Below are 14,387 nucleotides of genomic sequence, written 5' to 3' on the forward strand. Positions count from 1 at the left end.
CAGGTGCGTCGTATCCGGGAGGGATGCACAAATTCTTGATCAGGTGACGGAAGGTCGTATGTGTGAGGACGCGGAACTGACCCAGCGGGTCAGGGCCGGTGACAGCCATGCTGTCGCGGAGCTGTATGAGCGGCACCACGCGGCCGTCCTCGCCTTCGCCCGCCGTCTGTCCCTGGATCCGCAGGCCGCCGAGGACCTGGCCAGCGAGGCGTTCACCCGAACCTTACGGACCGTCCGCACGGGTGCGGGCGGTCCGTCCGGCGGGTGGCGTCCCTATCTGTATGCGGTGGTGCGCAACACGGCGGCCGAGTGGGCGCGGACCGATCAGCGTCTGGTCCTGATGGGCGAGTTCAGGGCTGAGGAGTTCGCCGACCTGCTGGTGACAGAGCCCGAGGTTTCCGACGACCTCGTTGTCCGGGCCTACCGCTCGCTGCCGCCGCGCTGGCAGACCGTACTGTGGCACACCCTGATCGAGGAGGAGGAGCCCGAGCGGGTCGCACGGATCCTCGGCATCACTCCCGGGAATGTGAGCGTGCTGGCCTTCCGCGCGCGCGAAGGGCTGCGTAAGGCATACCTGGCCGCTCATGTTGTGGCCGGCTCGCCCGAGTGCCAAAGTTTCGCCGACCGGATGGCGACGGTTGTCCGCAAGCCCAGCAGCCGCATTCCCCGGGCGCTGCGTGCGCATCTCGACGTCTGCCCAAGCTGCGCACGGGCATTCGCCGAGCTGCGCGACCTCAACTCCACACTGCGGGCCGCGCTGCCGATCGTGCTGCTGCCGCTCGCCGTAGGGAAGGCCACCGCATCGAAGGGGGCAGCTGCGGGGATATCGGGCTGGGTGATCCCGGCGACCGCTACAGCCGCGGCAGTCGCCGCTGCTGCAGCGGTCGCCTTGACCCTGCTGCCGGATTCCCAGCTCCCAGCGACCGCACCCCCACAGGTGTCCGCCGCGTCGACGTGGAGGGCGGTACCGTCATCCACACCCACACCGAAGTCCACCTCCAAGCGGAAAGACACTCTGAAGCCGACCGCGGGCTCCACGGTCAGGACGGCCCCACGCACGCGGATCACCGACGTGGACCGATGCACCGGGCGGGCAGGCGGCCAGGTCACGGCGCGGTCGTGCACCACCCCACGCCATCCCCGGAAGACCGCCACAGCCCCGCCCGGGCCCACGACATTGGACATCGACCCGGTCACCACGAGCGCCCTGCGCAACGTCGGCACCCGACTCTGCCTCGACGTCCCCGAGGGCAGCCGCAACAACGTCGGGCAGATCTGGGTCTACAGCTGTAACGGCACGAGCGCCCAGCTGTGGACCAGAACGCCCTCTGGGCAGATCACCGTCTACGACGGCCAGAAGTGCCTGGATGCCCTGGAGCAGGGCAAGACCGACGGCACCGCGGTCGGCATCCACGACTGCCAGGGAGGAGATAACCAGAAGTGGACCTTGAACGCTGATGGCACGATCCGCGGAGTCGGCTCAGGCCTGTGCCTGGACGTGGACGTGCCAACCTCCCGGGTTCAGCTCTGGTCCTGCCACGACGGCGACAACCAGAGGTGGCAGGCGGTCTAGCGAGGTCGCGGCCGGGGCCTGTACCGCGCCGGGAGGTCGTCTTCGCGCCCATCCGGCGCGCCGCTCGTGAGAGCATGCCCATGCCGCTGCCCCGCTCGTAGCGGGGCAGCGGCCTATTTAGGGTGTTCGGTTGTCAGCCGCCGATGACCGAGATCATCTTGTCGGCGTCGCGGGTGAGCACCTGGCGTACGTCGGCGCGCGGGACGAGCTTCCCGTCCGCGACGAGTTTCTTGAATTCGGCGAGGAGCCGCACCGCTGTTTCGTCCTTGCCGGAGGCCTCGGCCTTACGGGCCTGGGTCAGTTTCCTCGTCAGCTTGTCGTGCGCGCCCGCCGACAGCCAGCTGGTGGCCCGGAATCGGTCGAGCAGGTTCTGCATGTCCCGAAGCGAGGTGGTGACGTTGAACCCCACCGACGTGGTCACCGCGTTGCCGGCGTTGTCCGTTGACGTCACTGCGACCGTGTGCTTGGCCAGCGCCTGGGTGAACAGTGGCAGCACCGAGCCCGAGGTGTGCGGGGCGCCGTCGAGGGTGCCGGTCGTGGTGCGGACGCCCGAGGTGGCGTCCACGGCCTCCCAGGTGATCACCACGTCCTGGGAATCGCCGTACACCTCGTCGTCGGCCACGCCCGACACGAGCAGGATGGGCTTGGTGCCGTCGATCTTCAGCACCGCAGCCTTCTCCTCCTCGCGATTGCCCGCCGTGTCGGTCGTGCGGTAGCGCAGTTCGTGCTCGCCGTCGCCGTCGACCACCACGGGCGTTCCTGCGTAGGCCTTCCAGCCGCCGCCGTCGAGCGAGTACTCGATGAGCTTGACGCCGGAGTGGGCGTCCTGCGCGGCCAGCTCGACCGGGACCGAGTCCTTGCTCCATCCGCTCTCGTTCGGCGGGGCGAACGAGGCGGTGGTCTGCGGAGCGGTCGTGTCGATCTTGAGCGTGAGAGAGCGGGCCTGCTCGACGTTGCCCGCGCCGTCCCGCGAGCGGTACTCGAGGGTGCGCGCCCCGTCACCGCTCACCGCGAACGGCATGCTGTACGCGGTCCAGGCTCCGCCGTCGACGCGGTACTCGGTGGCGGCCACGCCGCTGCCGTTCTCCTCGTCCACCGCGGTCAGGGTGACCTCGACGGGAGCGGCGGTGTACCAGCCGTCCTTGCCGTTCGGCTCGGCCGGGTTCTGCTTCGCCGTGGTGGTCGGCGCGGTCTGGTCGGCTGGGCCACCGCCGACCTTGGTGAGACGGAAGGTCTGGTTCGGCGTGGCCGAGCAGTTCCATTGGATCACCGCGGCGCCGTCGGCCTGGGAGACGCCGTTGATGTCGACGCACAGCCCGGTCTTGGCGGAGACGATCTGGAAGAGTCCTTCGCCGCCGCCAGTCGGAACCACGGTGAAGTACTGGTTGGGCGCGTCCCCGCTGCCGCTGGCGTGGCATGTCCACTGGACCAGCTGGGTGCCGGGTGTGGCCGTGCCCGGAATGTCGGCACACTTGCCGCTGCCGACGTTCTTGAGCTGGTAGCCGCCGGGTGCGGTCATCAGTTCCCACCGCTGGATGGGGTCTTCGGTGGCGCCCATCTGGACGAGCTTGGCGTTGTCCGCGGTCGACGCGTTCTCAGTGGTCACGTTCTTGCCGCTGTGCTGGGCGGTGACCTTGTAGACGCCCGGCTCGATCGCGGGAGGCGGAGCCTCGCCCACGAACTGGACGGCGTCCAGGTCGAAGGCGTTGTTGGCGGAGTTCTTGAACACCACGTAGAGCGTCGAGGTGGTCGCGTTCGCCGCCACTGGGACGGTCTGGGTTTGCTGGTAGTTGTTCCAGCCCCCGGTGTTGGGCACGGCGGCGCTGGCCAGTAGCCGGCCGGTGGGGGACTCGGCGCGCAGCTCGATCAGCCCGCCGCCGGTGGGGCTGGACAGGCGGTAGTTCACGCCCTTGACGGCGTGCAGGTTCATCGGGGTGAACGAGATCCAGTCGTTGTTGCTGATGTCGCCGATGCGCTTGCCGCTCTCGGCCCCCGGTTGGTCGATGACACGCACGCCGGTCTGGGCGTCGAAGAACTCGGCCTGCTTGCGCATCGGCTGCAGGACTGCCTTGGCCCGGCCGGTGAGCGGCATTTCCTGCGAGCCGTCGGTGTAGTGGGCGTTGAGGACGTAGAACAGGTTGGCGCCGTCGGGGTGGCCGCCGAGGTCGCCGGTGTTGACGACGCCCTCGCAGCCGGGGATCTCCACGGTCTCGTGCTCGTGGTCGTCATGGCCGAGCGCCGGGTTGACGAAGACCTTCGCGCAGTCGATCTCGCCGTCCTCGGGGTCGGTGACCTTGATCTTGTACGGCACGTCCTGGCCGAACTGGATCGGCGTGCCGTTCAGCGGGGTCTCGATGGTCACCGTGGGCTGGCTGTTGCCGGCGGTGATCTCGATGTTGGTGAAGCCCTCCTTGCCGGTGCTGTCGGTGACCTTGAGCTGGGCGGTGAACCGGCCTGGGGTCTCGTACACGTGGGTGGCCTTGACCTGGGTGGAGTCGACGGTGCCGTCGCCGTCGAAGTCCCAGGCGTAGGTGAGGGAATCGCCGTCGGGGTCGTAGCTGCCGGAGGCGTCGAACTCGACGGTCAGCGGGGTGACGCCGTCGACCCGCGAGGAGGTGGCCTTCGCCACCGGCGAGCGGGCGCCGGCCGCGTAGTCGATCCGGTAGAGGCCGGAGTCGTTGTTGCCGCCGCCGAAGTCGGTGCCCCACTCCAGCAGGTACATCGCGCCGTCCGGGCCGAAGGTCATGTCCATCGGCTTGAGGAAGGGCGTGGTCCCCAGGAAGCTGTTGATCTTGAGGACTTGGTCGTTGGAGTCGAGGTGGATCTCCTTGATGTAGTGGCGCGACCACTCGTAGAAGAAGTTCACGCCGTCGAAGTAGGGCGGGAACTTGGTCTTCGAGGGGTTGTTCGCGTCGTAGCGGTAGACGGGGCCGCTCATCGGCGCCGAGCCGCCCGAGCCGAGCTCGGGGAAGGTGGGGGAGGTGCTGTAGCCGTACCACATGATCGGCTTCTCGATCGGCGGCAGCTCGGTCAGGCCGGTGTTGTTCGGTGACTCGTTGACGGGGGCGGCGCAGTTGAACTTGACGCCGATCTCCTTGGTGTCCGGGTTGTACGGCGCGTACGCCTGGTTGTCACCGTGGCAGAACGGCCAGCCGAAGTTGCCCGGCTTCTTGATGACGTCGTATTCCACCAGGCCCTCGGGGCCACGGTCGGTGGTGGGGCCGCCCCGGTCCGGGCCGTAGTCGGCCACGTGCAGGTAACCCGTCTTGGCGTCGACGGTGAACCGGAAGGGGTTGCGGAAGCCCATGGCGTAGATCTCGGGACGGGTCTTCGCGGTGCCCGGCGGGAAGAGGTTGCCCTCGGGGATGTCGTAGCCGCCGTCGGCCTTCGGCTTGATCCGCAGGATCTTACCGCGCAGGTCGTTGGTGTTGCCCGCGGTGCGGGCGGCGTCCAGCATGTGTTGACCGGGCCGCCAGTCGAGCGGCGCGTAGCCCTGCCAGTCGGGCGACAGGTTCGGAGGGACGTCGTCGCCGACGCTCAGGTAGAGGCTGCCGTCAGGGCCGAACTCGACCGCCCCGCCGGTGTGGCCTGGCTCGGGGTAGGTCCGAGCGCGATAGGCGGGAATTTCGATGATCTTCTTCTCGGTGCTCAGGTCGATGGTGTCGCCCTGCACGGTGAACCGGGACAGCCGGTTGACGTCTTGGGCGCTGTCGGCCGGCGACCAGTAGACATAGATCCACCCGTTCTGGGCGAATTTCGGGTCGAGTTCCATGCCGACCAGGCCGTCCTCGCCGCCGGTGTAGACGTTGAGGGTGGCGGCGGTGACGGTCATGTGGGTGTCGGGCTTGTAGATCTTCACCTCACCCTGGCGCTGGACGTAGAACACCCGCCCGTCGGGGGCGACGTCCAGCTCCATCGGGTTGCTGGTGTTGTCGTCCAGGGCGACCTTCTCGAAGCTGCTCCATACGGTGCCGCCGCAGTCGCCCGGCTGGGCGCCGGCCGCCCACTCGACGCCGCCGAGGACGTGCTCGCGGAACTCCGGCTCGGCATAGGCGGCCGACTCGTGTCCCATGGCGGTGGCCCACACCCGGGCGCCTTCGGCCTGGCGGCACCAGGAGATCGGGTGGTCAGGACCCATGGCGGAGGAGCCGGGGTCGTAGGTCGTCTCGTCCGCGGCGACCAGGACGTGCACGTTGCCGCGCGGGTTGGGCGCGAAGTTGTACCACTCCTCCGCACGCTGCCACCGCTGCGGGAGGTTCTTTGTGGAGGGGTGCACGCGGTCGACGACCTTGGCCAGCCCTTGGAGCGTGCCGGGCGAGTGCGCCGGCATGTGGGCGCCGCCGTTGATGAGCTCGTCCCACCAGGGGAACTCGTTCTCGATGCCCATGTCGAGCGCGTTGTGGACGGCCACGACGCCCTTGCCCGACCGGACGAACTTCTGCAGCGCCTGTCGCTGGGCGTCGTTCTCCCAGACCATGCCGGAGTTCTGCAGCATGATCAGGACGTCGAACGTGGCCAGGTCGGTGTCGTTGAACACCGATGAGTCGGCGCTCTGCACCACCTCGAAGTCATGGGCCGCGGCCAGCTCGTTCACCATCTGGATGCCGGCCGGGATGGAGGCGTGCACGTATCCCGCTGCTTTGGTGAACAGCAGGGCACGGAAGCCGTGGAGGGTGGCACTGGTCGCGTGGGCGGGAGCCGGCGCCAGCGCCAGCAACAAGGCTGGGAGTAAGAGGGCAGTGAGAAATCGTCGCATGGCGAATCTCCTGGGGGGTGTGGCGACACCTCGGAACGAGGTGTGAAGGAACACTGCTGCGAAGGCGCGCGCCACTGGGGGCGCACGCCGACGCGCGTCAGAGGGTGCGCAGGTAGGCGAGGCCGTCAGTGGCCAGCGTGTCCTGGCTTTCGGCGAGTGGCCGCCAGATGGAGGCCGCGGTGGCGATGGTCTGGTTGTGCGCGGTGAACGACTCGATGACGAGCGGCCCGTCATAGCCGACGTCGCGCAGGGCCCCGGCGAAGCCGGGCCAGTCGAAGCGGTCGGCCCCCGGCGTGCCGCGATCGGTGCCGCACACCTGCACGTGCGCGATCCGGCCTGCGGCGACCCGCACCGCCTGGGCGGGGTCTTTCTCCTCGATGTTCATGTGGTAGGTGTCGAGCGCCAGGTGGCAGTCCTCGGGCAGCGCGTCGAGGGCCTGCTCGACGGTGTTGACGAGGCTGGTCTCGTACCGGTTGAGCGGCTCGACCGCGAGCTTCACCCCGCGCTCGCCCGCATAGTCCAGGACGGGCCGCAGATGCTCACGCAACTCGGCGTAGACCGCCCGGCGCTCGTCCGGTGCCAACCGCCAGGTGCGGCCGACCGAGGCGTACGCCGGCCCCCCGATCACCGGGGAGCCGACGGCCACCGCCACGTCGACGCAGTGCCGCAGATAGTCCTGGGTATCGCGGACGGTCTCCGAGGAGGCGGCCACGAGCTCGCGCCCCGGCGGCATGACGAGCACCACGGAGGCGGCCAGCCCGTGCTCGGCCAGCACCGCCGCGGCCTTGCCGGGGTTCCAGTCACCGGGCTGCTCGACGGGCAGCTCGATGACGTCGAAGCCCCACCCGGCGATGCGGGGCGCGAGCCGCGCCAGGTCGTCGTCGGTCAGCGGGGAGACCCAGACCCAGGTGTTCACTCCGATGGAGAACATGGCGTCCCTCTTCGTCGTCGAATGGGCGGAGGGAAATGGTCAGCTCTTCTTCCCGCCCCAGGTCTCCGGGAACCCGGGCAGGTCCTCACAACCGCACAGCGCGTAGTGCAGCGGCGGCATGTTCGGCTTCAGGTAGGTCGACAGGTTCTCCGAGGTGACCTTCGGCTGCGGCAGGTTCCACATCTTGGGCACCTCCTCGCCCTTGAGGATCTTCAGTGCGGCGATGATCGGGGTGCGCCACTGGTAGGTCGGGTACGTGGGGGCGATGGCGGTGAGGTTGGAATCCTTCCACTTCTGCAGGAAGTCCTGCTGGTCCTCACCGTTGATCGGAGGCACCGGCAGGCCCGCGTCCTCGAACGCCTCGATCGCCGCCACCGCCGTGGCTCCCGCGTCCATCCAGACACCGTCGATCTTGCCGTACCGCTGGAGGTAGTCGCTGACGATGCTCTTGGTCTTGGCGGCGTCGCCGTCGGTGAACTCCACCCCCACGACCTGGACCTTGCTCTTGTCGAAGACCACCTTGGCCGCCGACCAGCGGGTCTCCAGCACGTCCACACCGGGCAGGATGCGCAGCGCCAGCACCTTCCCGCCCGCCGGCACCGGCACCTTCTCGACCAGGAACTCGGCGGCGTCGGCGCCGAAGGCGTAGCCGCCGATCGGCTTGATGAACGTCACCGGGCAGTCCGTCTCCACACCCCGGTCGAACACGATGACGGGCACCTTCCCGCAGGCGGCCGTCACGGCGGGGGTGAGCGTGGCCGTCGTGTTCGGCGAGACGATCAGCGCGTCGCACCCCTTGGCCTGCAGCTCGGCGATGTCGGAGATCTGCTTGTCGTCCTTGCCCTCGGCGTCGAGGGCCGTGAACTTGGTGATCTCCTTGTGCAGGCCGGCCTCTGCCTGCATCGTCTTCCACCCGACCTGCCGCCAGGGGTTGTTGACCGCCGCGTTGGAGAAGCACAGGTGGTACGGCCCGTCCTTCTTGTACTTCGCCGTGTCGGCCATCTGCGGGGCGATGGCCTGCTCCCAGGGCTTGTCGGAGGGACCCTCCGGGGTCTGGGTGCGCATGGCCAGCTGGGCGTCGAAGTCCGCCTGCACGAAGAACTTCGACTGCGCGCCCGTGCCCGAGCCCTGGGCACTCTGACTGGCGCTCGGGGCGGACGCGGCGGGTTGAGTCGTGGCCGTCGGCTTGTCTGTGGTGCAGCCGGCGAGGGCGAGAACGGCGAACACGGCGACTGCGGCCTTACGACGCGGCATGTGCGTCTCCTCTTCGGGGGGTGAACTTCCGGGGAAGTCGGATGGCTCCCGCCGCGACCGCGGCGATGATGATGACGCCCTGCACGGTGAACTCCAGCGCTCCCGAGATTCCGTACAGGTTGAGCAGCGTGAACAGGGCCTCCAGCGTGAAGGCCCCGGCCATGGCGGCGAGCACGGAGCCGCGGCCGCCGCCGAGCGCCACGCCGCCGAGGACGACCGCGGTGATGGCCGAGAACTCCAGCCCCTGACCCACCTGTGCCGAGACGCCGGCGAACCCGCCCAGCAGGATGGCCGCGACGGCCGCTGCCAGGCCGGACAGCATGAACGCAAAGATCTTGGCCCGATCGACCCGCACTCCGGACAGCGACGCGGCGCGCTCGTTGTCGCCGGTGGCCATCAGCGTTTTGCCAAAGTCTGCGCGCATGAGCCAGATCGTGGCGGCGCCCACGGCCAGCAGGATCAGCACCGACCACGGCACCGGTCCGAGACTGCCGCGGCCGAAGACTCGGAAACCTTCCGACAGGGCGCCGCGGGGCGCGCCGCCGGTCCACAGGAACACCGCTCCGCTGAGGACGAGCAGCATGCCGAGCGTCACGATGAACGACGGCACCCGCAGCTTGGTGGTGACCACGCCGTTCACCAAGCCCACGAGTAGCCCGATGATGATCAGTAGGGCGATGACCGGCCAGGTGGCGGACTCGTCGCCGTCGATGAGTCGTGCGGCGATCACCACTTCGGCCGTCACGAGCGAGCCGACCGACAGGTCGAACTCGCCGGAGACGATGACGAAATACTGTCCCGCGGCCAGGATCACCAGCGGCGCGGCCCGCTTGAGCAACGCCAGGAACCCGGCGGGCTCCAGGAAATGGGGATTGGCGGTGGCGATCGCGGCCAGCAGCACCACGAGGGCCACGAGGATGGGAAGTGCCCGCTTCATGCCGACCGTCCCTTGATGCGCCGGGCGTAGACGGCCACCGCGATGACGATGACCACGCCACGGACCACGTCCTTGACGAAGGAGTTGACCTCGAGCTGGTTGAAGATGGTGTCCAGGACGGCCAGCAGCAGGACCCCGCCGACCGTCCCGGACACGCCTCCTTTGCCGCCGGCCAGCGCGGTCCCACCGAGTACGACCGCGGCGATGGACTCCAGGTCGTAGCCGCCGTCGGTGCCGACCGTGGGCGCGCCGGCGCCGAGCCGGCTGGCCAGCAGCAGGCCCGCGATGCCGGCGCAGGCGGAGCAGAGCACGTGCGTGAGCACGATGACCCGGCTGGTGCGGATCCCGGACAGCCGGGCGACCTCCTCGTTGCCGCCGACGGCGTAGATGCGGTAGCCCAGCCGGGTCCTGCTCAGCAGGAACCAGGCCACGACGGCCACGCCCGCCCAGAGCAGGGCGGAGACGGGGACCGGCCCGAGGCGGGAGTAGCCGAGGAGCTGGAACGACTCGGGCACCTTGCCCGCCGGGCCGTCGTACAGGTGGTCGACGATGCCCCTGATGATCAGGGCGACGCCGAGCGTGGCAATGAAGGCGTGGACCTGGAGCCTGGTGATGACCAGCCCATTGATCAGCCCCACCAGCGCGCTGACGCCCAGCACCGCGACGACCGCGGGCACGATGTTGCCGTCCTGGCCCGCCATGATCTCCGCCGCGATCAGCGAGGTCAGGCTGATCAGGTACGCCACGGACAGGTCGAGCGAGCCGGCCAGAATGGCCAGCGTCTGCCCGATCGCCACGATGCCGAGGGCCGCCGAACGCTGCTGGATCCCGACGACGCTCTCCATGGTCAGGAACTGGCCGCCGTCGAGTGCGACGAGGACCCAGCCGACTGCGATCAGGCCGAACAGTGCGAGGAACACCACGTGCGTGGGCTCACGTAACCGGGCCGCCAGGCCGCCTCGTGCCTCGCTGCCGAGGGCGGGACGGCGACTGCGTGACAGAGTGTCCATTCAGGCCACCTCTCCCGCGGCCAAGCGCATGATGGCTTCCTCCGAAGGCCCGGCCGGCAGCGCGCCCGCGATTCGGCCGTCCCGCAGGACGACGATGCGATCGCTCATACCGATGAGCTCGGGCAGCTCAGAAGAGATCATCATGATGGCCATGCCGTCATCGGCCAGCTCGCGCATCAGGTCGTGGATGGCGGCTTTGGCGCCGACGTCGACACCCCGGGTCGGCTCGTCGAACAGCAGCACCCGCGGCGCCATCGTCATCCATTTCGCCAGCACGACCTTCTGCTGGTTGCCCCCGGACAGGTAGCGCACCTCCTGCTCCTGACGCGGAGGCGAGAGGCGTACGCGTTCGAGCAGGCCGCGGATGCCGTCGCGGCCCTTGGCGCCCACTGCGCGGGTGACGAGCAGGGCGTTGTCCCGCACCGACTGGCGTAGCGCGAGCCCTTCGGCCTTGCGGTCCTCGGTCACCAGCCCGATGCCCATGGCCACGCCCTCCCGGACCGAGCGGGGGCGTGATGGGGTCATCTCGCCCATGGTGAACGGCTCCGCACCGAAGATCGCTTTGGCCAGTTCCGACCGGCCGGCCCCCTGTAGGCCGGCGATGCCGACGATCTCCCCGGCACGCAGTTCCAGATCGATGTCGCGGAGCTTGCGGTTGCCCGCTCCGCGCAGGCTGAGCCGTACCTCGCCGGTCGCGGCCGACCGTGGCGGAAAGTAGGTGCCGAGATCGCGGCCGACCATCAGACGGATCAGCTCGTCGGACGACACCTCGCCGATCGGGACCGTCGTGACGAGCTTGCCATCCTTGAGCACGGTGACCCGGTCGGCCAGGTCGAACACCTCGCGCAGACGGTGGGAGATGTACACGACGGCGACGCCACGCTCCCTCAGCCGCCCGATCAGCCGGTAGAGCAACTCGACCTCGTGCTCGGCGAGCGCCGCGCTGGGCTCGTCCATGACGACGAGCCGGGCGTTCATCGACAGCGCCTTGACAATTTCCACGACCTGCTGCTGGGCTACCGACAAGCGCTTGACGGCATCACGCGGGCCGAAGGAGTTCTCGCCGAGCTCGTCGAGGAGCCGGGCGGTCGCTGTTTCCATGGCGGTCCGGTCGACCAGGCCGCGCCGGACCGGCTCGCGCCCGAGGAAGACGTTCTCGGCGACGGTGCGCTCGGGCAGCAGGTTGAACTCCTGGTAGATGATCGCGATGCCGGAGCGCTGTGCGTCCAGGGGGTGGCCGAAGGAAACCGGCCGACCGTCGATCTCGACGGTGCCCTCGTCCGGCGCGTGCACCCCGCAGATGATCTTCATGAGGGTGGACTTGCCGGCTCCGTTCTCGCCGACGACGGCGTGTACCTCGCCGGCCGCCACGTCCAGGTCGACGCCGGACAGCACACGTACGCCCAGGAAGCTCTTGCCGATGCCGCGCATGCTCAGCACTCGGTCCACCCCCCGGTCCGCGCCGAGGTCAGGACGGCCTCGCAGATGGCGGCGGCTCGGGCGCCGTCCGCGAACACCGGCAACCCGTCACGATGCTCGTCACGGAGCGCGGCGTAGGTGTCGGCGACGAAGGCGTCGAAGCAGTCATGGTAGCCCTGAGGGTGTCCGGCCGGGAGCGGCGAATACGGCTGGGCCGCCTCGGAAAGGATCGCCGGGTCGCGCAGGAGCGTCCGCGATCCGCTGCGGTCGCCGACCCAGAGAAGCTCGGGCTGCTCCTGGTCGAACGCGAGGCTCGCCTCGGTGCCTGAGATCTCCAGGAACAGGCGGTTCTTGCGGCCCGGGGAGACCTGGCTCGTGGCCAGCGTGCCGACGGCGCCGGAGGCGGTGCGGAACTGGACGGTCGCCACGTCCTCCGTCACGACGGGCGCGTTGGTCGCCCGACTGGACTGGACGATGGCGGTCTGCGCGCAGACGCTGACGATGCGGTCGGCGGTGACGAACTCCGCCAGGTCGCACCAGTGGGAGCCGATGTCGGCGAATGTCCGGCTGGGCCCGCCGAGCTCGGGGTCCACCCGCCAGTTGTCGTCGTCCGGGCGGAGCAGCCAATCCTGCAGATAGCTTCCATGGATCAAGCTGATCCTGCCGATGTCACCGCGGGCGACCCGTTCCCGCGCCTCCCGCACCGTGGCATGGAAGCGGTACACGAACGGCACCGTCGCGACCAGTCCCGCCTCGGCCGCCCGGCCCGCCATGAGCGCGGCGGTCATCGCGTCGCCGGCCAGTGGTTTCTCGCAGACGACGGCCAGTCCGGCCGACAGCGCTTTGAGGACGAACGGGGCGTGGAGATGGTTGGGGGTGCAGATATGCACCAGATCGATCTCGCCCGACTCGATGAGCTCGTCGGCGGAGGCGAAGACCCTGGCAGCACCCAGTCCGGCCTTCTGCGCCTTCTCTAATCGAGACCCGGCCACCCCGGCGATCGTTGCCCCGGCCATGCGTGCGGCGCGGGCATGCACCCGGCCCATGAAACCGGTGCCGACGATCCCTACACGTGGAGCATCATCCGGTTTCCGGCTTATGTCCTTCATGTTGCGGGATGCTAGATCGCACTTATGCCGAGGGTCAAGCAAAAGTTGAAGTGTAAATGGCATAATGGCGCATGAGGGATCATAGGAAGTGTGCATCTCTCGACGAAATGGAGCGCTGTTGACTGAGAGCATGCTGACCGGCACAAGCAGCCCGGCGGCCGGAGCGGGGGCTCTGCTCTCGCTCCTGCGCGACGGGCGGGCCCGCACCCGCGCCGAGCTGGTCGAGCTCACCGGCCTGGCGCGGTCCACGGTGTCCCTGCGCCTCGACGCCTTGCTGAGTCAGCGCTGGGTGGTGCCGGCCGACGACGTGATCTCCTCTGGCGGCCGTCCGGCGACGGCGTTCGCCTTCAACAAGAGCGCGCGGATCGTACTTGCGGCTGACCTGGGTGCGACGCACGCCAGGCTCGCCGTGACCGACCTGGCGGCCACGATGCTGGCCGAGCAGGAAGTGGAGATGCCCATCGCCCGCGGTCCGGAGGCCGTGTTGACCTGGCTCGTGGACACCTTCCGCGAGCTCCTCACCGAGTGCGACCGCCGTCTCGCCGACGTGTGCGGAGTCGGCGTCGGCCTGCCGGGTCCGGTGGAGCATGACACCGGCAAGCCGGTCAACCCGCCGATCATGCCCGGCTGGGACGGTTTTCCCGTGCCCGACTGGCTCGGCGCTCGGCTCGGTGTCCCTGTGCTGGTCGACAATGACGTGAACATGATGGCGCTGGGTGAATACTGGGCCGGGCGGTCCGGGGCCGAGCACCTCATCTACGTCAAGATCGGCACCGGCATCGGCTGTGGCATCATCAGCGGCCGCAGCCTGCACCGCGGTGCGCAAGGTGCGGCGGGGGACATCGGCCACATCCGGGTGCCCTCGTCCGAGGAGAACGTGGTGTGCCGCTGTGGCAACGTCGGCTGCCTGGAGGCCGTGTCGGGCGGCGCGGCGCTGGCCGCACGCCTGCACGCGGCGGGCCACGAGACCGCCGACAGCCGCGACGTCGTACGCCTGGTGCGTGCCGGCAACACCGAGGCCATCCAACTGGTCCGGCAGGCAGGCCGGGAGGTCGGCGTCGTCCTGGCCTCCATTGTGAACTTCTTCAACCCAGCCGTGATCTTGATCGGCGGTGACCTCTCGGGAGCGGGCGAGCACCTGCTCGCCGGACTTCGAGAGGTGATTTACAGCAGGTCCCTACCCCTCGCCACCCAGCATCTGAGCATTCGTGTCAGCGAGCTCGGCGACCGGGCGGGGGTGGTCGGCGCGGCGGTGATGATGATCGAGCACATGCTGTCGCCGGAGGCCGTGGACCAGGCGTTGTCGGCCTGACCGGCGCCAGTTAGGGCGAGGGTCGGCAGACTTATGCTTGACCATCGATAAAAGGACTCTTACGATCCGCGTAATCCCATACCGGT

General features: G+C 68.9%; 9 protein-coding genes. 2 read left to right on the forward strand and 7 right to left on the reverse strand.

Annotated elements, in window-relative coordinates; genetic code table 11:
* The first annotated feature begins 58 nt into the window (after positions 1-58).
* Positions 59-1,573: a sigma-70 family RNA polymerase sigma factor gene (locus ACIBI9_RS00875; RefSeq protein ID WP_397219841.1), complete on the forward strand. Its 1,515-nt coding sequence runs from the start codon at positions 59-61 to the stop codon at positions 1,571-1,573.
* 133 nt (positions 1,574-1,706) lie between these two features.
* On the opposite strand, the gene ACIBI9_RS00880 is transcribed toward ACIBI9_RS00875, so the two are convergent.
* The 7 genes from ACIBI9_RS00880 to ACIBI9_RS00910 form a co-directional block, all read right to left on the reverse strand.
* A complete protein-coding gene (locus ACIBI9_RS00880; RefSeq protein WP_397219842.1) occupies positions 1,707-6,329 on the reverse strand; it encodes a ThuA domain-containing protein in 4,623 nt (1,540 codons plus the stop codon).
* A gap of 97 nt (positions 6,330-6,426) precedes the next feature.
* Positions 6,427-7,260: a sugar phosphate isomerase/epimerase family protein gene (locus tag ACIBI9_RS00885; RefSeq protein ID WP_397219843.1), complete on the reverse strand. Its 834-nt coding sequence runs from the start codon at positions 7,258-7,260 to the stop codon at positions 6,427-6,429.
* Between the two features lie 39 nt (positions 7,261-7,299).
* Positions 7,300-8,514, reverse strand: a complete 1,215-nt coding sequence (locus tag ACIBI9_RS00890) for an ABC transporter substrate-binding protein (RefSeq protein ID WP_397219844.1) — start codon at positions 8,512-8,514, stop codon at positions 7,300-7,302.
* Positions 8,501-9,451: an ABC transporter permease gene (locus ACIBI9_RS00895; protein WP_397219845.1), complete on the reverse strand. Its 951-nt coding sequence runs from the start codon at positions 9,449-9,451 to the stop codon at positions 8,501-8,503. The genes ACIBI9_RS00890 and ACIBI9_RS00895 overlap by 14 nt, the downstream gene beginning before the upstream one ends.
* A complete protein-coding gene (locus tag ACIBI9_RS00900; protein WP_397219846.1) occupies positions 9,448-10,461 on the reverse strand; it encodes an ABC transporter permease in 1,014 nt (337 codons plus the stop codon). Before ACIBI9_RS00900 ends, ACIBI9_RS00895 begins: the two co-directional genes overlap by 4 nt.
* A complete protein-coding gene (locus ACIBI9_RS00905; RefSeq protein WP_397220814.1) occupies positions 10,462-11,892 on the reverse strand; it encodes a sugar ABC transporter ATP-binding protein in 1,431 nt (476 codons plus the stop codon). It lies immediately after the preceding gene.
* Between the two features lie 2 nt (positions 11,893-11,894).
* Positions 11,895-12,989, reverse strand: a complete 1,095-nt coding sequence (locus ACIBI9_RS00910; RefSeq protein ID WP_397219847.1) for a Gfo/Idh/MocA family protein — start codon at positions 12,987-12,989, stop codon at positions 11,895-11,897.
* Between the two features lie 118 nt (positions 12,990-13,107).
* Between ACIBI9_RS00910 and ACIBI9_RS00915 the strand changes: the two genes are divergently transcribed.
* Positions 13,108-14,301, forward strand: coding sequence for an ROK family protein (locus ACIBI9_RS00915; protein WP_397219848.1), 1,194 nt, complete (start codon positions 13,108-13,110; stop codon positions 14,299-14,301).
* Positions 14,302-14,387: the final 86 nt, after the last annotated feature.

This window comes from Nonomuraea sp. NPDC050451, assembly GCF_044458585.1.

Bases quoted from the DNA above. Each gene is read 5' to 3' on its own strand.
- ACIBI9_RS00895 (WP_397219845.1), bottom strand. From the start codon at position 9,451: ATGAAGCGGGCACTTCCCATCCTCGTGGCCCTCGTGGTGCTGCTGGCC.
- ACIBI9_RS00910 (WP_397219847.1), bottom strand. From the start codon at position 12,989: ATGAAGGACATAAGCCGGAAACCGGATGATGCTCCACGTGTAGGGATC.
- ACIBI9_RS00885 (WP_397219843.1), bottom strand. From the start codon at position 7,260: ATGTTCTCCATCGGAGTGAACACCTGGGTCTGGGTCTCCCCGCTGACC.
- ACIBI9_RS00905 (WP_397220814.1), bottom strand. From the start codon at position 11,892: ATGCGCGGCATCGGCAAGAGCTTCCTGGGCGTACGTGTGCTGTCCGGC.
- ACIBI9_RS00880 (WP_397219842.1), bottom strand. From the start codon at position 6,329: ATGCGACGATTTCTCACTGCCCTCTTACTCCCAGCCTTGTTGCTGGCG.
- ACIBI9_RS00900 (WP_397219846.1), bottom strand. From the start codon at position 10,461: ATGGACACTCTGTCACGCAGTCGCCGTCCCGCCCTCGGCAGCGAGGCA.
- ACIBI9_RS00890 (WP_397219844.1), bottom strand. From the start codon at position 8,514: ATGCCGCGTCGTAAGGCCGCAGTCGCCGTGTTCGCCGTTCTCGCCCTC.
- ACIBI9_RS00875 (WP_397219841.1), top strand. From the start codon at position 59: ATGTGTGAGGACGCGGAACTGACCCAGCGGGTCAGGGCCGGTGACAGC.